An 18,144-nucleotide genomic window follows, 5' to 3' on the forward strand; every position below is an offset into this window, starting at 1 on the left:
AAATTTTCTACACCTTTCTCGGCTTAACACTTAAAAAATACTACTAAATGTTTAAACCTTGTAAATTTGTGTATGTATAATGTATAAACATTATTTTTAGGGGGATCTATCTATGGAAGAGCACAACTTTAAAAAGGGAGATTTTGTTCAATTTTCTTATCGACACGATCATGCTACAAAATTAGTTGGTTCCATTATTAACATACTAACGAATACAATTGTAGTTGATATAGGTAATAACGAGGACTTATCTCATATAGAGCCACGGCAAGTCGTAAGAATAAATAATTGTGAAAAAGTAACGGTGGTTTAATACATAATAGAAAGTGTAATTTCAATGAGCGGGGGACCTTCATCCCCCGTTCATTCCTATGCAGATTACATTAAAAAAGCATCCAATTAAACTAATTTGGATGCTTTTTTATGTATTTTTATCAGTTCATTCACTTTATAACTATATATAATAAACTTAAGATTACTATTCATTATCATACTTAAGCTTTCCGTAGCATTCTAGAGAAGAATGTAACGATTAAAATAAAGACAATTGCACCTAATAACGCTGGAAGAACGAAAATACCTCCCCATTCAGGACCCCAATGACCAAATAATGCACTACCTACCCAAGATCCGATTAATCCAGCAATCACATTACCAACTATACCTAAAGGAAAGTCTTTTCCCGTAATCATTCCAGCTAACGCCCCAATAAGTCCACCTACAATACACGTAATAATAAGTCCCACAATTAACCCTCCTATATTGTTTTTATATTGTGTTTATCAAGCTTTGGTATGTAACCAAAGCTTGATAAACATGTATTATTCTTTATGATCCAACCCATCACTTATCTTTTGTTTCACTTTTCCGACTTTTTCTTTTATCGTTCCCTTCGTCTTCTCCCACTTCCCTTCATTTTTCAACTCTCTATCTTCTGTAATTTCACCAATTCCTTCTTTTACTTGCCCCTTTTTCTTTTCAACTTTACCCGTAATTTGTTCTTTTAGCCCGCTCTCACTCATATTTTCCATCTCCTTTTCGTAATAGATTTATAGATATAAAGGATACAAATTTAAATAGAATACGTGCATCTTCTTTCTTGTAACCATTCACCAACTCTTTCTAAATCTTTAACGAATAACAAGATCTTCCCTTCATCTAGCTTTTCTTCGTAAAAGTTTGCTTCTTCCTCATTAAGCCCTAACTCCTGCATCTTATTTCTTAACTGATCTCCCGTTTTTTGAAAGACATTAATAATGCTTGTCCCAAGCCCCTCCTCTTTTATACCAATTGTATTTACGTCTGCATTGTCTGCGATTCTATCTGTCCTTTCTTTCTCGTGTGTTAATACGTAAATATCTTTTTGGTCTATTCCTTTCTTCACTAGATCATTCGCCGCATTCATGACCTCTTTCTCCGTAATAAATTCATATACAAAAGGTTTACTATACTTCGTTTCCATCTTTAACTTCCTCCTTTAAAATGAATTATTTGTTATATTATATGTAGTACACCCATTTTCGAAATGTTAAACATAAAATATGAAAAAAGTTATGTGAATTTTGCTTTTAATAGAGAATGAACAACATCATTTACCATTTTAAAACATCTTCTCCTTACAATAACTACCTAAATCGACAGAAAATTGTTATAATTAAACGTGAGGAGGGATACTATGAAAAAAATTATATCTATATGCGCTCTAACTGCTCTATCTTTCACTTTAATAGGTTGTACAAGCACCTCGGCTACAGATAAAGCTTCACAAGTTAAGCAAGAACATACACAAAATACCTTTCAATTAAATTCCGCAAACATTACAGATATTGAAATACTTAACACAATAAATAACAACGTTTCAAAATCTCAAACAGATAACGAAGAAATGATAAAATCTATCGTTTCAGCAGTTCAAAATGGAACACCTAAAACAATTACTTTAGATCAAAAAAAGAGAGAATCTGCACATTCTACTATTACCGTTACATATAAAGATGACTCCAAAGAAGAGTTTCTTGTTTGGGTTGATAATAAGGAGCAAATTACAATTGCTAAAGATAAGAAACAAGATAAAGTTGAAGGCGTGATCGTGAATATTGAGGACGCTAAAATGATGAAAGATTTCTTTAAAATGTAAAAAGGATCTCCTTTAAGGGGATCCTTTCTCTCTTCATACAGCCTATCGAGTTCTGCTCCTTATCATCCAAAGCAGAAGTATTAGTTATATTATAAAGACGTTTATTTACTCTATGGTTATATACCTATTGTTGCTATTGCAGAAAAGTACAACAAACTGGACAACCTAGATTTCAAACTGTAAGATTAGATGTTGGTGAAATTGAGCAGCAAAGTATATAGAAAATAGGTGTTAATTTTGAAAATCAATAAAAAATTTGAACCATTAATTTTTAATATCTTTATGATTTTAGGTATATCTAGTATTATCTCTTTCGTCATGGTTTCAATGAACGTCGGGTATACAGCTTTATTTCTCAAATCATGGATAAAAACATGGGCAATTGCTTTCGTGCTTGCATTTTTAGCTTCTAAATTACTACCGTTTGTAGTGAAAAGGATAATGAAAATATTCATATTTGTTGAGAAGGATGCTTAAAAATAAAGTGATGCACTACTCTAGTTCCTTTAAATGAAAAGAGATACTCATCACAATACTTAACCTAGTAAACTGTTTCAACTCGAAGAAAGGCATCTTAAAGTTGTTTTTTCGTTATACGTTAAAAAAGCTCGCCTATTTCCGTAGGCGGGCTTTATCTTTATTACACAATAAGAAAGTATACTCTCTTTTCCCTTGAATTTTTATGTAATTATACATATTTACAACAATGGATGTAGTAAATTCTAAATTACGGGCATGCTCTATACAATTGCTTCTTTTAAAAGAAGCAATTTTTATTAACTTTATTTATATAGGATCACCATACATAAAAATTAAAAGAGGAGTGACATTTCACTCCTCTTTTTTACTTGTAGACTTTAATAAACATTTGATCGCTATTATAAAATTGCGACGTTAAGCTTATATCTATTTTAAGATTATTTTTTTCTATCATAAGCTTGTGTGTATCTCCTACATCATATTCATCTTTTTCTACATTAGAAGCTAATCGTGTATCAATCTCTTTACTTAAATCTAAGTTCGGATTTATCATGTTAATCCATTTTTTTGCTAACTCTATTAATGACTTATCACCTTTAGCGTTATCAATTACAAACATGACAAAAAAGTCATTTTCATTATTACCACGTACATAGAAATTGCTACCGAAATCAGCAAATCCTCTTAAGTTAGGAGTTTTTAAAAATACTTCTGAATATGGACCTCCTATATCACTGTACTTTAAATTCACATTATATTTTGCATTAATTTCAGTAACAAGATTTTGCGCTTCCTTAGAGATAGATTTTTTTAATACAGATGATCCATTCATCCAATAATCTTTGTCATAATAAATATCATCGTCTGCTAAATCTTGCGGAATAACAGTAGGCTTTGACTCAGGCTCTTTTTCTGGTTTTTCGGATTTAATAATAGCATTGTATAAGAATAGTGCATACTGCTCACGAGTCACGAGACTTTGTGGTTCAAACTTATTATCACCTGTGCCCGTCGTAATTTTATTTTCTTGTAATGCACTGATAGCATTTGTTGCCCAGTAATTTTTATCTACATCTTTGAAAGTAGTAGTAGATGTTGCTTTGAAGTTAAAAGCCTTTGTTAATACAACAGCTAATTGTTCACGCGTTAAAACGTTATCTGGACCAAATTTCCCATTACCAAATCCGTTCATAATACCAGCTTTATTAAGAGCTAAAATTTCTTTTTTAAACATATGCTCTTCTATATCTGTGAAAGGGTTTTGTGTATTAAGTTCATCTACTGGCTTCAAGTAGGCATATATTAGTCTAGCTACTTGTCCTCGTGTAATATTATCACCAAAACCAAACATTCCGTTTCCATAACCAGCCACAATATTTTTCTCTTTTAAATCCATAATTGCTTGATAAGACCAGTGATTTTCAGGAACATCTTTAAATCCTAGTGTATTTTCTGCTTGCACATTTGTTAGAGGTGTTAGTGTTGTTGATGCAATAACTGCCCCTGCTAAAATTAATTGTTTAAAATTCATAATTGAATCCCCTTATTCTTAAAATAATATATTAAAAAAATACCGTACACATTTTTTAATATTAACATATAAAAATGTTTTTTGTAGGTTAATTATGGAATATTTAAAGAAGGTTATTCCAGCATATAATGTTTATACAACTAAATTAAAATCGTACTAACTTGCTTCCAATACGCACTCATTTCCTTTATCCATTTAAAAAAATACAATTTATAAATGCAAAAAATCCCCTCAAAGCATCAGCTTTAAGGGGACCCATCCTATCATCTTCTCTCTTCATATAATCGATTTGCTTTATACGAACAAACTAAATACATAACAATTGCAGCAGGGATAAACAACCATGCAAAGCCTCTCATCAATGCAAGTGGTGTTTCAAATAAGAATGCCCATAGAAATGATACACCTTGCTTATCCCATAGTCCTGGCGTAAAATATAGTTCTTTCGGATTTGCAAGTGCTCCTAAACGAATCGTGTCATTAAACATAAATAGAATTAATATCGGAATAGAACATATCGCTAATTCTAAAAATGTTTTAGATAGACGTTTATATTTCCCTGCTCGTGACATTTGATCTGAAAAAATGTCATCGTCATTTTCCTCATTTACCTTTTTAAAATAGTGCGTACCTGACCACCAATTACCAGCTATATGCTCCCAGCCACTATCTTCAAATAATGTACAGTAATTCATAAATTCACTTTTTCTACTAAATACTCTATGGTCTATTCTAATCGTCGCATCTTCTGGTTCTGTATATCTAAATGTATAACCAAATGTATTGCTTTCTAATTGATAGCCTTTCCAAGCCATCTCTTCTAACCATTTTTCCTCTTTTTCAAAGTCTAAAAAGAATTTCAATCTCCACATCATTGTTTCCCCCTAACTATACATGTAATAAACTTTTTGTAACGGCAATAATGTGCTGCATTCTCATAAAGTCTAAATGCAATACTTCTTTCCCGCGTTCCGTAATGACATACACTTTTCTTCGTTTATCTTCACTTTTTACCGATTCTATTAACCCTTGTTTTAATAAATTTTCAACCGCCCCATACAATGTACCCGCTGCGATTTTTACTTGATGATTACTCAGTTCCTCCACCTTTTGCATAATTAAATAACCATGTGCTGGCTCTAATAAAGCTAAAAGAACGTAATACGTTGTTTCCGTTAATGGTAAATTCTTATCTCTATTCATAAAGACCTCCAATGTAACGATAAATATATAGCTAAACTATATAGTTGAACTATATATCTTGATTTTATACAGTTTGACTGTATATGTCAAATTAAGTTATAAAAAAATAACCTAGATCCCATAGGATCTAGGTTATTTTTTTACATAAACGTAATCGTCACTAAAGAATACCCTTCTTTCGCATTATATGGCTCCGCTTTATAAGAAACACGGCTTGCTCCTTGCGGATAGCCGATTTCTCCAATTACTTTTTTCACATCTTGCAATGCGCCATCCATTGATTGTTTATAAAGGATTTCGATCTTTGGTGACTTTTCGTTATAACGTTGCTGCATTTTATTTTTTAATTCATTATAGTTATTTGCGATGTATTCATTTCCTAAATAATTTAACTTTGTATCTTTTAATATTTGCTGATAGGCAGGGATTTTCGTACCACCTGCAGCAATTTTATTTGTTAATGTACTATAATAATTTGTTGTAGCTTGCGGATATTCCCCTCGGTTCCACTCATGATTTCTTGCGATTTGCTCATCTGATAAGTTGAAATAAGAATATGTTACGCGGCCTTGTTCATCTGGCACTGGATCATCAAATGTTGTATCAAGGTGATACCATTTGTTTTCGATTTTCACTAGATTCCAAGCATGAGGTTGTCCATCACCAGTTCCCGTTACGAAATGATTTTCAATTCCAGCTTCTTTTAATAATTGGTAAGTTAATAGTGCGTAACCTTGGCAAACCGCAGAACGATTTACGAGTGCTTCATATGCTGTGTAAGCTTTATAAGACGTATCATAAGAAACATGTTTTACGACATAATCATGAATCGCTTTCACTTTTTCGTGATCATCCATCCCAACTTGTATAATAGAAGAAACAATTGCTTTTGCTTGCTTCATTACATATTCTGTTTGTTCTTTCGTTTCACGATATGTAATTTTCAGCGTAAACGTATAATTTCCAGGTGATCCAGAAAGTCCATATGAAACATTCGATCTATTATTATTTGTATACTCATTTTTACTTGCCACTTCTTTATAGGCGTTAAAAAGTGTATTCATCACTTCTTTTGTATTACTATTTGTCGTTTTATATGGAAGTGTAATATTCGTTTCGTACGCATTAATACGCTTTTGCACTTCATCTTTAAATGCTGCTAATAGTGCTGCATCCCCTGTATCTTGCACCGCAACCGCAGGCTTTTTATACTGCAAAGCATTATATAAAAACTGTGCATATTGTTCACGCGTTACCGTTTTAGAAGGTTCAAATTTCCCGTCGCCTGTACCAGATGCAATCCCGTTTGACTGCACCGCACTAATCGCCCCTTCTGCCCAAAAACCATTCGGAACATCATTAAATGTATGCTTTTGCTTAGCCGAAACTTGAAAAGCATTTTTAATAATTTGCGCCATTTCTGCACGGCTAACAGAATCTTTCGGTCTAAAACCTCCGTTTCCATCCCCGTTAAAAATCCCTAATTTCGTTAACGTTAAAACCTCTTCTGGAAACAATGTGGATCCTGAGCGAATATCTCGATACGGATTGTTTAAAGTGGATCCATCTTGTAATACGTAACAAGCACCGTCATTACTAAACGTACCACCTTGCTTATTCGGTAACAACGCACGATAAATTAAAGCTGCAACTTGCTCTCTCGTCGCAACATCACCGAAACCAAACTTCCCATTTCCATAACCAGAAATAATATTTTTACTCGATAAATCTTTAATCGCTGGATACGACCAATGCGATGTAGGCACATCAGAAAAAATCCCCGCCTCAGCAGCCTTCACATCACTGCCGTTTGTATAAAATAAAGCACCGCCAATAAGCGATAATGATGTAATTGATTTTAATAGTTTTATGTACATAATTCCTTCTCCCAATATCGTTTCTATTTATGTTATTTTTTGTCGAAAAATCTAAAAGAATATGACAAAACATATTATACTATTAAAATTTTTTGAAGGATATATTAGGTTTTGAAATATGCAAAAATTCATATTGTTATAGAAGCTCATGGTGATATTATGTTGTTTTACTTGTGGATATATAAATAGTAACTCGTTATAACTCCCTCATGATAATCTCTAATTTAGTATTGAAATTCTCTAAATCTCAATGTATTATATTTTTGTATTTTCTCAGTTTCCCAAGCCAAGAAAACATCATCACTTCTAAAAGGACCCGAACTCCAGGGGGTCCTTTCTTTTATTCCTCATTTTTCTAAACGCATTTATCGTTTTATCTAGTACAATACTAAGAGACTCTCGCGTTTGCTTTCGTGCCATATCATCACTTATTTCATTATACAAGCCACAGCCTTTTCTAATTTCTGTGGAGCGATGTATTGCCTTATTAACCCTAAACCAATCGTAGAATTTATTAAATTATCTATTATTATAATATAATTTATAAAACATGAATTCCTTCGAATAAAACTCAATATTATGTCCATAATGTTGATAGGCTGTATGCCAAAAACCATTTAGTTTTCTCTGTATCTCCTTGTATTGAGCAGTTAGCCTTTGCTAGCTGCTCTTTTATATGTAACCTTGTTAAACAAGCTTTCATATAATGTAGTCATTCCTTTCTTATAAATTAAGCTCGTCACTTGAAATATAAAAATGGAATTATATCCTATAACATTTTTAGGAATCATCCATATTTTATTTCTGAAAAAGTGCTTTATTTTGCTGAAAGGTGGTTGCGGAAACAACCGCCTTTTTATTTATGAAAAATAAGATTTCTATTAAGATTCATTACTAAGTATGTTATTACTGGTACAATCCGGTATAATAAATACAGATCAAACATTGAAAGGAAATATGACAATGAAAAGATATTTTAACTTCATTTCACTTTTCTTAACTATACTTGTAATAATTAATCTTACAAATATACATACGAAGTACCAATTCTTTATAGGTGCATCTATATCACTATGTTTAACTATTATTTCTACACATGAAATTATAAAATTCCTTGCTACTAGTAGCTTATTAGTTTACGGATTTACCGTTTTTACTTTTTTAAGTATTGCTTGCTAACTTTCAATTCTAATATAGAGGCACATACGACTTTTTTCTTTGTTTATAGAGTTCTTACATAATAGTAAGGACCTTTTTTATTTCAAACACAATTTGTTCATTTTTTTGATACATTTATGAAACATTCATGTGTTATCTTCAGTACGTTCTATTCTTTTTATAATGTCGTGTGAGATATACCAAAACGTGAAACCCTAGACCCCTTAAACCTAGGGCGATTTTATTTAATTACTAGTTTTCATCAACCCGAGAGCTTAGTAATTACCTCTTCAGGCTCAACTCTCTCCCTTTTGAGAATTGAGCCCTTTATTTATAATATTATCCCCATACTTCCTACTTATTTGTACAAAATTCTACTTCAACCTCTCCCAAAAACTTTAATATCACATAAAACTTACGTAAAGATTGCTATAATTCAATTAATCCCTCAATAAACGTTATATAATAAAATTGAAAATATCCAGTTTGCATACAATTGTCTTTCTGTATGACATATAACTCTTTTGCTAAGAGAAATCCTAGCTTTTTTATAGAGAATCAGTTTAAAAATCAAAAATAAAAGAACCTCAATACATGAGGTTCAAAAACTCTACTATTTTAAATTACCTTCGTAAAAAGCAACTCCATTTTGAACATGTTTTAAATACCATGTAATCGTCCCGCCACAAACATTTTCAGTAAAACTATTAGCATATACTCCATTTGAGTAATAAAGAGTTCTTTTGAATTTACCATTAGAATACTCATAAGGAATTGAGCATGCTGCTTGCTTCGGAGAACTCACAGCCTTTTGCGTATCAGCTGAAGCCGCTCCAATTCCTCCTGTTAATGCAATACCAGTTGCCAATAGCCCTACTACTAATTTCTTAAACATAATAAATCCCCCTTTAATAGTTTTTATAGCTTACAACTTAAATGTATCACTTTTGTAATTTATGTAAATATCTTGAATATGTAGAAATATTTATTTAACTTTTGGTAATATTAGGATTTTATTTTATCAAATGAAAAATAGAGGAATTTAGAGAAGTATGTAACAATGCATAATAAATCAACCAGATATTATGATATACTCACAAAGAACTGATACAAAATTTCTTTAGATTGGAAAACTAAAGTCTTATCTACCTAAAAGGAAGGCGCCTAATGGCGTTTTTTCTTTATTTTCAAAAGGACCTGCTCCATTCGTTCTTTAAAACATAAGGTAAAGTGAACCCATTAAAATCCATGGAATGAACCCTAGTTTTCCCCTCTTATCTAAAGGAGGCACAATTGTTATGGGATATGGTGGTAGTTGCGGCGAAGGCTGCGGTTTCGCTGGAGGATTTGCTTTATTAGTTGTATTATTTATTCTATTAATCATTATCGGATGCAGTTGTTTCTGCTAAAAAACTATTAGAAAAGGTACCTACATATAGGTACCTTTTCTTTATGTGCCTTATTCATTATCTAGTTCCAAACTTTTATGACGATTGAATTTGTTTTTTCATTTTTCGTATTCATCATACCTGAAATAAGAATCGATTTCAGACATGTGTTTTTAACGAAAAGAATTGGGGACCATTTTTTCCCACAAAGGAAATACCTTTTTGAAAATCTCTACCATGGAAGGATCAAATTGTGTACCAGATCCTTCTATAATACGTCTATACGCCTCTTCAGGAGATAGAGCCGAACGATACGCTCTTGAAGAAGTCATCGCATCAAAAGCATCTGCTATTGCAACAATTCTTGCGCATAATGGTATTTCATTTCCTTTTAGTTTTTGAGGATAGCCCTTTCCATCCCATCTTTCATGATGAGAAAGAATTATATCTTCACTACCTTTTATTAAAGATATATTTTTGAAGACTTCTAATCCTAATTGTGGGTGTGTCTTAATAATATTATATTCTTCTTCTGTAAGAGAAGATGCTTTCTTTAAAACTTCATCCGGAATACCTATTTTCCCTATATCATGTAATAAACAAATAAAATGAAATTGTTTTAAAGAATTATCATCATATTCATTTGTTTCTTTAGCAAGAATAGTAGCATAATTTGCTACACGTTCACTATGTCCTTTCGTATATTGGTCCTTTAATTCCATTATCCTCATTATCGATAAAGCTGTTTCTTTCATTTGTTTTTCATAGGATGCTTTGATTTTTTGTACTAAAAATTTTAATGAAAGAAATACAAAAAATGACGTAACAAAAATTGTTAGAAACAATAGTATTAATGATATTGGATAGTTAATGTCAAAATAATAAATAGCAATTAAAAATCTACATATCATACAAATAGATACCCATAGCAGATACTGAATACTTAAAAATAAAGGTGCAGAAATTACTAAGAAGCACTCTAAATAAGGGATATGTAAAGAAGCATCAGGATTACGTATAAACATAAGATCATATGCCAAAAGATAAATAATACTTACTCCAAGAAAAATATATTTTGTAAACATTTGTTTATTCATTTTTTGTAAACACTTATTATATAAAATAAATGAAATAAAAATAAATAAAAATACGAGTTCAAATAAAAGTTTCTGTAGTGAAAAGTCCTTTCTAAGAATAAAATGTTGATAAATATTATCAAACAAAAGAATACTACAGGGAACCAATAGAAACATTTTTATCGGTTCTTTCGTTTCAATATTTTTAATCCCTTTAATCATTTTACACACCGCCAAACCTTTTTTAATAAAAAAGAAGTTCATATAGATATTATTAATAATATCTAAGAATAGATAATAGTGCAAAAAACACCCTTTCTCATAACCTATAAATAGGGTACTGCCATGATAGGAATGTATAAAGAGATGGATAGGGTTATAGAAAAAGAAAAAGGCGAATTCCTTTTGAAAGTAGGAATGCGCCTTTTTCTTGCTACCGATAATGAGACGTTATATTAACCTCATATGTATAGAATATACAGTAAACTAAAAATGAAAAGTTTACATTTTTTATTGTTTCTTATAAGTGAACTATTTGTATTCCTGTCTATATAATTTAAACGAATAAATAGCTCCAATAAAGAATACAAAAGCTTCAAATAATATAAAGATTTGACGGAAATTCTCGATATCTTTACCAACTAAAGAAATAAATATGCAATTCATTAGAATTTGAGTAGTAAACATACAAGAAATAATTTTAAAATAAATAGCATTTGTTCTTTCATCTGGTTTACCAATTTTTTTGTAAATAATAATAAGTGCAATTACTGAACCTAAAAATAGAAGTGCTGTAAGTCCTACAACGATATTGAAATTGCCTGTACTTTCTAACATCCATTTATTTAATAGATCAATCATTATTATCTTCCTTTCCTACATAAGAGAATATTTCGTTCTTCTTTTTCACTATAATAAAAAAAGAAAAAGGAAAACATCGAACTTTCTTACAAACATTCGTGTATTCTTACAGTTTTGTCATTTTGTAAATGTATTCATCGCCTTTCCTTTCATTATTTTCTTTGGAAAACATAGTGAATTACGAGAAAGAGCGCTACAAGATCAACTTCCAAGAAGTAGTGCACGAAACCTCTTAATTCATGCAATTAGTATGTGGAATACTAATGAGTTATTGATTAAGAAGATAAAGGAATAAGAAATACGATAAAGAATTAGAATAGATAATGTAAAAAATGGAAAGAGGGGAAAAGATGAATCTAAAATTAATAGATGTAACAGAAGAAAATTTTTTTGAAATTATTAATTTAAAATCAGATAAACTTCAAGAAAAACACATTCAAATATATGAAAGATGGGTTGGTTCAAATGCTTTCTTTCTTGCAGCTTGCCAAACGTTTGGGTTTACTCCGAAAGCTATATATGATAATGATGTTTTAATAGGTTTTGCTTCGTATGGGTTTAGAAATGAAACGAAGCAATATGAGTTAATTAGTATGATGCTTGGCCATCAATATCAAGGGATAGGGTATGGGGTTCCTGTTTTAAAAGCAGTAATAGATAGTATGGTTCAGACGTACAAATGCGAAGAAATATTCTTATCGGTTATTCACGATAATGAACGCGCAAAGCGGATTTATGAAAAAGTGGGTTTTAGGCCAACAGGAGAGATTGAAGAAGGACACCATCCAGAATTAGTTTACTGTTTAAAATTAAAAAACTATGTAAATGTATAAAATTATATATACCTATAGTTCTGTATAAATCTTTTCATTTTCTGGTTTTTGCTCTATATTCTTTAACATATGAAGCAAAAAAATCTTGAAACACCCATTGCATCTAAAAATTTACCAAGATGTATATATCTCTTATAACGTAAACGGCAAGTAACTCCAACATATACAATGAAAAATCTCTGTAGGAATTTACATATGTCAAATATAATAGAAAGAATATTCGGTTTATTATCTCGACGCACTGAATAAGTACATTATTATATGTTAAAAATTTAGCTTAAGGTGGGATTGTATATGACTGAAGATAAAAGACTGAAAAAGCCCGTGGTAAGTTTTATATTACTAACCAACATTATTTTTTGGCCACTTTTTCTGCTTGTAGGAATTACAAAGTTATTACATTTTCCAACTTGGATTTTTGATGTAATGCTCTGCATATCAGCTTGGTCTTCCACTTTTGCTTTTATGTTTCTATTTAAAAGAATTTATTCTGGACAAAGTTTTATTCAATTCGTAAAAGATAGATTTAAAAATAAACTTAACTACTCTATAGTTCTTACTGTCAGTATGATTCAAATAATTATATTTTTGACAATGCTGTTTCTCATTTCGACTAATAGTGAAGCAGACTCTATTTTTAATAGAACTACATGGGGCGTGTTACTTTATTATGTTGTTAAAACTATTGTATCTGGACCACTAGGAGAAGAATTAGGGTGGAGGGGTTTTGCATTAATGGAGCTCCAGAAAAAATACTCGCCATTAAAATCTTCAATCATTATTGGTTTTTGGTGGGGAATGTGGCATCTTCCTATATGGTTTACTACAGGTTTTACAGGCAGTAATTTAATCAAATATATTTTATTTTTTATGATTGCAATTATATCTACTACAATTATCATGACAACATTTTATAATTTAAATCAAAATTTAATTGTTCCAATTATCATCCATTTTTTCTTTAATTTATTTATTGGCATAATAAATGGACCATTAATTGAATTAATTATGTATACTGCAATTTTTTATTTAATAGTTGCGATTTTACTTATAATTATAAATCCAAAGAAAGTATTATATGGGAATAAAATTAAAAAATTTGTTAATAGAGAACATGATTTGATTTAATAATAGTTTCTACAATTTTTTATGGTTTTTAAGCAATATGATACCTTCTTAACACCAAGTGTACAAGTAAGAGAAGACATCTTAATCGATGTCTTCTTTTCTTATATAATAACAACACAATAAAATTACTATCATATCATGCTGCAGGATGGCACCTTGATATGATGTAAAGAATACATCATCACGTTGTCAGCAGGCAAAAGTGTATTCTGCATTTCTGAAAACAGTAGATGACAAATTGTGACCCGCTGAATCTGCTAAGAAAGAATATACAAGAACATCCTTAACATCAGCTTTATTTCCACTAATAATAACATCAAGAAAATCTTCTATTTGGAATTCTGGAGTAAACAACACAATCTTAGTTGTTCTGTTCGGTTGTAAAGAAACAAAAGTACGAGAGATTTCAACTAATTCATTTTGAGTTGGGAAAGAAGTGTTTGGACTTCTCTTAACAGTTACCGTTACATTACTAGTATGGCAGCGTGAATCATTGTTTAACATAATGTTGAGAGCAGTTGGAATAATCCCATTTTCAGAAACTGGAACTCGAAACACTCCAGTAGATTTATGAGCCATATCATCACATCCTTTCAAAATAAAATATATTTACAATATATTAGATGCAAAAAACGTTCATTTTGATAGGGACAAATTATGTAATTAATATATTTATAATCCCCCCCGGTATTACTAAGCCAATGATGAGAAAGATTAATAAGTACCGTAAAAAATAAGGACTCATATTACTTCTTTTAAAATTTTCATCTCAGTATTTATAAAATACATATCTTTGTGGAGAGAACATTTAATGAAATTATATATATCAACTACAAAAATCCCCTCCACAGTAAACAACTTACCATGAAGGGGATTCTTTCAAACTAACATTATTCCTATTTCAAACTACCCGCAATCTCCGTAAAGATAACCCCAAGTGCATGCGCACCTGCATCTGGATAGCCTAAACTTCTTTCACCAACTGTACCGGCGCGGCCCATGCGAGCTACGATTTCTTTCGTGTACTCTGCTCCTTTAACTGCTGCTTCTGCACCTTTTTCAAAGGCAGTTTTCATGTCTACTTCATTTGAAGCGTTATCTAACCAAGAATCTACACATGGAGCAAGTGCGTCAACAAGTGTTTTATCACCAACTACCGCTCCTCTGCCGAATGATCTTTCACCGATAGATTGTATGCCTTGCAGTGCTGCTTGTAACATTTCAGCGAATTCTTTCACTGTTAGCTCACGCTTCTCGCCTGCTGCTTTACTAGCTGCGCGGAACGCCCCGCCCCAAATTGGACCAGATGCGCCGCCGCAATGTTCCATAATAATCATCGAACAACTGTCAAGGAATGATCCGATCGTTACGTTTTCTTGTTCTACAATCGAATGCCACTCACGTTTTAATTGCTTAAATCCTTTTGCTACACTCATTCCGAAGTCTCCATCACCAGCATGCGTGTCTAGCTCACAGAATGGTACTTCATTTTTAATAATAATATCGCTCATTTTATCAACGAGATAAACCATGTTGTTTAATGTAATAACATTATCTTTAATCACAGCGTGCTCTTCCGCCGTTTCTAGTTCAAAGGAAACTTCCTTCTCTTCTGCCTCTTCAAGTACATTTACATACTCAACACTTTCAACTGGCCCATCTACTTTAAACGCTGGTGTATTACATTCTTTCGATAGTAATGTTTTTAGCTCATCATCTAGCTTCATCACTGTTAAAGACATACCTGCCATATCGATACTCGTCATATAGTTACCGACAAATACTCTATTAATTTTAATGTTTCTAGCTGCTAATTCTCTCGTAACTGCGTTGTTAAATAAGTAAAGTTCTTGCAGTGGCGTACCGCCAAAACCGTTAACTAGAAGTGCGATTTCCTCGCCGTCTTTTACTCCTAAATCTTTCATTAAATCATTTGTCATACGGTTCGCTAATTCATCAGCCGACAGCATTTTTTCACGTTTAATTCCTGGTTCGCCGTGAATACCTACGCCGTATTCCATTTCATCTTCCGCAAGTGTGAAAGTAGGTGATCCGCTCGCTGGAACGGTACAAGACGTTAACGCTAAACCGATTGTGCGCACGTTAGCCGCTGCTTTTTCTGCTACAGCTTTCACCGCTCCTAAATCCATACCTGCTTCCGCTGCTGCACCAGCAATTTTATGAACTAAAATAACGCCCGCAACGCCGCGACGTCCTACTGTATACAAACTATCTTCTACCGCGATATCATCGTCCACTTTTACGTAGTCGACTTCAATTCCATCTTCAGTTGCTAAATGCGCACCGTTTTTGAAATTCATAATATCGCCGCTGTAATTTTTAATAATTAATAACGTACCTTTTTTACTAGCTGTTTCTTTAATTGCTTGATATACCTGAATTTGTGAAGGCGAAGCAAACACATCTCCGCACACTGCCGCATCTAACATTCCTTTTCCGACTAACCCTGCATGTGCCGGCTCATGCCCACTACCGCCGCCACTAATTAACGTTACTTTGTTTTCGTTCATTTCTTTCTTCTTAATGACTTTATATTTTTTCAAAAGCTCGAGCTCTGGATGAGCCATAACCATTCCGTTACACATTTCCATTACTAATGTTTCTGGTTTGTTTATAATCTTTTTCATTGTAGTTCTCCCTCAATTCCTTTAATATATTGTGATATATTTGAAATCTTCTTCTTACTATCCATGTTAAAATGAAAGCGTTTTATAGTAAACGGACAAAATGGACAATCTGTCTAAAGACACCGCTCTCATTTATGGGTAGGATTTTCATATTACTAACATTCTAGGGATGATTGAGATGACCTCTTCTATAATTTCTAAAAAGATAATCGCGAACTCATTGAAACATTTAATGGAAACAGAGTCTTTTCATAAAATATCAGTGAGCGATATTATGTTACACTGTCAAATGCGTAGGCAAACTTTTTATTACCATTTTAAAGATAAATTTGAACTATTAAGCTGGATTTATAGAGAAGAAACGAAAGAGAACATTATCGACTTTCTCGACTATGAAACGTGGGAAAACATTTTTGATTTATTATTTGATTACTTTTATGAAAATCAAAAATTTTACCGAAATGCTTTTAAAGTCATTGAACAAAACTCGTTTAATCACTATTTATTTGAGCATACGAAAAACTTATATATGAAGATTATTGATGAATTATCTGTGAGCTATGGATTCAGCCTTTCTGATGAGACAAAAAATACGATTGCCTCCTTTTATAGTCACGGCTTCGTCGGAACGATAAAAGATTGGATTGAAAGCAACTGCAAAGTAGATCCGTCCATTATGTCTTCTCTCATGAAAAATATGATAAACAATCAATTACTACTATTACTGGAGCAATCAGCAAAGTAATTAAAGGGTGGAAAAAGCAATGAAAAAGATTATGAATGATGTACAACATATTGTTCAAGATATGCTGCATGGCTTTTATTTTGAACATAACGACAAAGTAAATTACGACGAAACAAATAACATCATTTATGTAAAAGATATCGAAAAACTGCAGCAAAACGTTGTCATTATAAGCGGCGGTGGTAGCGGACATGAACCTGCTGATGTTGGCTATGTAGGAAAAGGAATGCTTACAGCGGCAGTAAACGGCAGGATTTTCACTCCGCCTACAGTGGAACAAATTATTGCCGCAACTCGCCTCATGCCAAAAGATAAGAGTATTTTATTCATCATCAAAAACTTTAAAGATGATGTAGCTAACTTTTTAGAGGCTGAAAAAATTGCCAAAGAAGAAGGAAGAAAAATTGACCATATCATCGTAAATGACGACGTTTCAATTGAAGATGATGCTTCTTTTAATAAAAGAAGACGCGGCGTCGCTGGCACTATTTTCGTTCAAAAAATACTTGGTGCGGCTGCCCTTGAAGGACATTCTTTAGAAGAACTAACAGCACTCGGCCATTCTATCACTGAAAACTTACACACATTAGGAGTCGCTCTTTCACCTGCCAATGATCCAGTGAAAGGAAAAGCTTCTTTCACGTTAAACGACGATGAAGTCTTTTATGGCGTCGGTATCCACGGCGAAAAAGGTTACCGTAAAGAAGCGCTATCCTCTTCTGAAATATTAGCGATTGAACTGATGAACAAATTAAAAAGCATTTATCGCTGGAGAAAAGGTGACAACTTCGCTATTCTCATTAATGGATTAGGTGCAACCCCATTAATGGAACAATACATTTTCGCAAATGACATTCGCCGTTTATGTGAGCTAGAAGGATTACAAATCACATTCGTAAAAGTTGGTACGCTACTAACTTCTTTAGATATGAAGGGTGTTTCACTTAGTTTGCTTAAGGTGGAGGATTCTGATTGGGTGAAGTGGTTGAAAGAAAATACGGAAACTGCTAATTGGTAATACAAATAAAAATAGGATGGCTTCAATGGGCCATCCTATTTTTGCACGAAATTCAGCTATT

General features: G+C 32.3%; 21 protein-coding genes and 1 pseudogene. 10 read left to right on the forward strand and 12 right to left on the reverse strand.

Annotated features, from left to right (window positions below):
• Positions 1-112: 112 nt before the first annotated feature.
• Positions 113-313, forward strand: a complete 201-nt coding sequence (locus tag AC0NJG_RS18700; RefSeq protein WP_143880890.1) for a methyltransferase — start codon at positions 113-115, stop codon at positions 311-313.
• 181 nt (positions 314-494) lie between these two features.
• Here AC0NJG_RS18700 and AC0NJG_RS18705 read toward each other — a convergent pair whose 3' ends face one another.
• From AC0NJG_RS18705 to AC0NJG_RS18715, 3 genes are all read right to left on the reverse strand, one after another.
• A complete protein-coding gene (locus tag AC0NJG_RS18705) occupies positions 495-746 on the reverse strand; it encodes a GlsB/YeaQ/YmgE family stress response membrane protein (RefSeq protein ID WP_000522903.1) in 252 nt (83 codons plus the stop codon).
• A 75-nt stretch (positions 747-821) separates the two neighbouring features.
• Positions 822-1,022 (reverse strand): CsbD family protein, encoded by a 201-nt coding sequence (locus AC0NJG_RS18710; protein ID WP_143880889.1) that lies wholly within the window; start codon positions 1,020-1,022, stop codon positions 822-824.
• Between the two features lie 50 nt (positions 1,023-1,072).
• A complete protein-coding gene (locus tag AC0NJG_RS18715) occupies positions 1,073-1,462 on the reverse strand; it encodes a YflT domain-containing protein (RefSeq protein WP_000448809.1) in 390 nt (129 codons plus the stop codon).
• Positions 1,463-1,675: 213 nt separating this feature from the next.
• On the opposite strand from AC0NJG_RS18715, the gene AC0NJG_RS18720 reads away from it, so the two are divergent.
• Entirely contained in the window at positions 1,676-2,137 is a 462-nt protein-coding gene (locus AC0NJG_RS18720; protein ID WP_474063281.1) for a hypothetical protein, read from the forward strand.
• A 237-nt stretch (positions 2,138-2,374) separates the two neighbouring features.
• Positions 2,375-2,614 (forward strand): DUF2798 domain-containing protein, encoded by a 240-nt coding sequence (locus tag AC0NJG_RS18725; protein ID WP_087995448.1) that lies wholly within the window; start codon positions 2,375-2,377, stop codon positions 2,612-2,614.
• 367 nt (positions 2,615-2,981) lie between these two features.
• On the opposite strand, the gene AC0NJG_RS18730 is transcribed toward AC0NJG_RS18725, so the two are convergent.
• The 4 genes from AC0NJG_RS18730 to AC0NJG_RS18745 all read right to left on the reverse strand — a co-directional run bounded on the left by AC0NJG_RS18730 (position 2,982) and on the right by AC0NJG_RS18745 (position 7,228).
• Positions 2,982-4,148: an S-layer homology domain-containing protein gene (locus AC0NJG_RS18730; RefSeq protein ID WP_087951551.1), complete on the reverse strand. Its 1,167-nt coding sequence runs from the start codon at positions 4,146-4,148 to the stop codon at positions 2,982-2,984.
• A 263-nt stretch (positions 4,149-4,411) separates the two neighbouring features.
• Entirely contained in the window at positions 4,412-5,023 is a 612-nt protein-coding gene (locus AC0NJG_RS18735; RefSeq protein ID WP_474063282.1) for a DUF2812 domain-containing protein, read from the reverse strand.
• 13 nt (positions 5,024-5,036) lie between these two features.
• On the reverse strand, positions 5,037-5,351 hold the full coding sequence (locus tag AC0NJG_RS18740; RefSeq protein ID WP_001078063.1) for a PadR family transcriptional regulator: 315 nt from the start codon (positions 5,349-5,351) through the stop codon (positions 5,037-5,039).
• Between the two features lie 140 nt (positions 5,352-5,491).
• Positions 5,492-7,228, reverse strand: a complete 1,737-nt coding sequence (locus tag AC0NJG_RS18745; RefSeq protein ID WP_474063283.1) for an S-layer homology domain-containing protein — start codon at positions 7,226-7,228, stop codon at positions 5,492-5,494.
• Positions 7,229-8,191: 963 nt separating this feature from the next.
• Between AC0NJG_RS18745 and AC0NJG_RS18750 the strand changes: the two genes are divergently transcribed.
• Positions 8,192-8,407 carry a hypothetical protein gene (locus AC0NJG_RS18750; RefSeq protein WP_372514586.1) on the forward strand — a complete coding sequence of 72 codons (216 nt, stop codon included), beginning with the start codon at positions 8,192-8,194 and terminating at the stop codon, positions 8,405-8,407.
• Positions 8,408-8,999: 592 nt separating this feature from the next.
• Here the strand turns inward: AC0NJG_RS18750 and AC0NJG_RS18755 are convergent.
• Entirely contained in the window at positions 9,000-9,281 is a 282-nt protein-coding gene (locus AC0NJG_RS18755; protein ID WP_474063284.1) for an LCI fold-containing protein, read from the reverse strand.
• A 403-nt stretch (positions 9,282-9,684) separates the two neighbouring features.
• Between AC0NJG_RS18755 and AC0NJG_RS18760 the strand changes: the two genes are divergently transcribed.
• The gene (locus AC0NJG_RS18760) at positions 9,685-9,795 is read left to right on the forward strand and encodes a YjcZ family sporulation protein (RefSeq protein WP_000540371.1); all 111 of its coding nucleotides are present in this window, start codon (positions 9,685-9,687) and stop codon (positions 9,793-9,795) included.
• Positions 9,796-9,947: 152 nt separating this feature from the next.
• On the opposite strand, the gene AC0NJG_RS18765 is transcribed toward AC0NJG_RS18760, so the two are convergent.
• On the reverse strand, positions 9,948-11,072 hold the full coding sequence (locus AC0NJG_RS18765; RefSeq protein WP_140421258.1) for an HD-GYP domain-containing protein: 1,125 nt from the start codon (positions 11,070-11,072) through the stop codon (positions 9,948-9,950).
• A gap of 309 nt (positions 11,073-11,381) precedes the next feature.
• Positions 11,382-11,711 carry a 6-aminohexanoate hydrolase gene (locus AC0NJG_RS18770; RefSeq protein WP_087951544.1) on the reverse strand — a complete coding sequence of 110 codons (330 nt, stop codon included), beginning with the start codon at positions 11,709-11,711 and terminating at the stop codon, positions 11,382-11,384.
• A gap of 154 nt (positions 11,712-11,865) precedes the next feature.
• Between AC0NJG_RS18770 and AC0NJG_RS18775 the strand changes: the two are divergent.
• The 3 genes and pseudogenes from AC0NJG_RS18775 to AC0NJG_RS18785 form a co-directional block, all read left to right on the forward strand.
• Positions 11,866-11,973 (forward strand): annotated as a pseudogene (locus tag AC0NJG_RS18775) (transposase); the annotation flags it as partial.
• 88 nt (positions 11,974-12,061) lie between these two features.
• Positions 12,062-12,544 (forward strand): GNAT family N-acetyltransferase, encoded by a 483-nt coding sequence (locus tag AC0NJG_RS18780; protein WP_001049722.1) that lies wholly within the window; start codon positions 12,062-12,064, stop codon positions 12,542-12,544.
• A gap of 294 nt (positions 12,545-12,838) precedes the next feature.
• A complete protein-coding gene (locus AC0NJG_RS18785) occupies positions 12,839-13,672 on the forward strand; it encodes a CPBP family intramembrane glutamic endopeptidase (protein WP_087951542.1) in 834 nt (277 codons plus the stop codon).
• Between the two features lie 189 nt (positions 13,673-13,861).
• Here the strand turns inward: AC0NJG_RS18785 and AC0NJG_RS18790 are convergent, their stop codons facing one another.
• Positions 13,862-14,251: a hypothetical protein gene (locus tag AC0NJG_RS18790; RefSeq protein WP_087951540.1), complete on the reverse strand. Its 390-nt coding sequence runs from the start codon at positions 14,249-14,251 to the stop codon at positions 13,862-13,864.
• A gap of 317 nt (positions 14,252-14,568) precedes the next feature.
• Entirely contained in the window at positions 14,569-16,320 is a 1,752-nt protein-coding gene (gene dhaK / locus AC0NJG_RS18795) for a dihydroxyacetone kinase subunit DhaK (protein WP_474063285.1), read from the reverse strand.
• 178 nt (positions 16,321-16,498) lie between these two features.
• On the opposite strand from dhaK, the gene dhaS reads away from it, so the two are divergent.
• Together dhaS and dhaQ are read left to right on the forward strand one after the other, a co-directional pair.
• Positions 16,499-17,065, forward strand: a complete 567-nt coding sequence (dhaS, locus tag AC0NJG_RS18800; protein WP_087995454.1) for a dihydroxyacetone kinase transcriptional activator DhaS — start codon at positions 16,499-16,501, stop codon at positions 17,063-17,065.
• Positions 17,066-17,084: 19 nt separating this feature from the next.
• The gene (gene dhaQ / locus AC0NJG_RS18805; protein ID WP_474063286.1) at positions 17,085-18,083 is read left to right on the forward strand and encodes a DhaKLM operon coactivator DhaQ; all 999 of its coding nucleotides are present in this window, start codon (positions 17,085-17,087) and stop codon (positions 18,081-18,083) included.
• Positions 18,084-18,144 lie beyond the last annotated feature (61 nt).

This window comes from Bacillus sp. SSR7 (assembly GCF_055902415.1).

Excerpts from the sequence above, each read along its gene's own strand:
- AC0NJG_RS18740 (WP_001078063.1), bottom strand. The coding sequence starts at position 5,351 with ATGAATAGAGATAAGAATTTACCATTAACGGAAACAACGTATTACGTT.
- AC0NJG_RS18745 (WP_474063283.1), bottom strand. The coding sequence starts at position 7,228 with ATGTACATAAAACTATTAAAATCAATTACATCATTATCGCTTATTGGC.
- AC0NJG_RS18765 (WP_140421258.1), bottom strand. The coding sequence starts at position 11,072 with ATGATTAAAGGGATTAAAAATATTGAAACGAAAGAACCGATAAAAATG.
- AC0NJG_RS18730 (WP_087951551.1), bottom strand. The coding sequence starts at position 4,148 with ATGAATTTTAAACAATTAATTTTAGCAGGGGCAGTTATTGCATCAACA.
- AC0NJG_RS18755 (WP_474063284.1), bottom strand. The coding sequence starts at position 9,281 with ATGTTTAAGAAATTAGTAGTAGGGCTATTGGCAACTGGTATTGCATTA.
- AC0NJG_RS18770 (WP_087951544.1), bottom strand. The coding sequence starts at position 11,711 with ATGATTGATCTATTAAATAAATGGATGTTAGAAAGTACAGGCAATTTC.
- AC0NJG_RS18735 (WP_474063282.1), bottom strand. The coding sequence starts at position 5,023 with ATGATGTGGAGATTGAAATTCTTTTTAGACTTTGAAAAAGAGGAAAAA.
- dhaQ (WP_474063286.1), top strand. The coding sequence starts at position 17,085 with ATGAAAAAGATTATGAATGATGTACAACATATTGTTCAAGATATGCTG.
- AC0NJG_RS18790 (WP_087951540.1), bottom strand. The coding sequence starts at position 14,251 with ATGGCTCATAAATCTACTGGAGTGTTTCGAGTTCCAGTTTCTGAAAAT.
- AC0NJG_RS18720 (WP_474063281.1), top strand. The coding sequence starts at position 1,676 with ATGAAAAAAATTATATCTATATGCGCTCTAACTGCTCTATCTTTCACT.
- AC0NJG_RS18710 (WP_143880889.1), bottom strand. The coding sequence starts at position 1,022 with ATGAGTGAGAGCGGGCTAAAAGAACAAATTACGGGTAAAGTTGAAAAG.
- dhaS (WP_087995454.1), top strand. The coding sequence starts at position 16,499 with ATGACCTCTTCTATAATTTCTAAAAAGATAATCGCGAACTCATTGAAA.
- AC0NJG_RS18700 (WP_143880890.1), top strand. The coding sequence starts at position 113 with ATGGAAGAGCACAACTTTAAAAAGGGAGATTTTGTTCAATTTTCTTAT.
- AC0NJG_RS18715 (WP_000448809.1), bottom strand. The coding sequence starts at position 1,462 with ATGGAAACGAAGTATAGTAAACCTTTTGTATATGAATTTATTACGGAG.
- AC0NJG_RS18760 (WP_000540371.1), top strand. The coding sequence starts at position 9,685 with ATGGGATATGGTGGTAGTTGCGGCGAAGGCTGCGGTTTCGCTGGAGGA.
- AC0NJG_RS18750 (WP_372514586.1), top strand. The coding sequence starts at position 8,192 with ATGAAAAGATATTTTAACTTCATTTCACTTTTCTTAACTATACTTGTA.
- AC0NJG_RS18785 (WP_087951542.1), top strand. The coding sequence starts at position 12,839 with ATGACTGAAGATAAAAGACTGAAAAAGCCCGTGGTAAGTTTTATATTA.
- dhaK (WP_474063285.1), bottom strand. The coding sequence starts at position 16,320 with ATGAAAAAGATTATAAACAAACCAGAAACATTAGTAATGGAAATGTGT.
- AC0NJG_RS18780 (WP_001049722.1), top strand. The coding sequence starts at position 12,062 with ATGAATCTAAAATTAATAGATGTAACAGAAGAAAATTTTTTTGAAATT.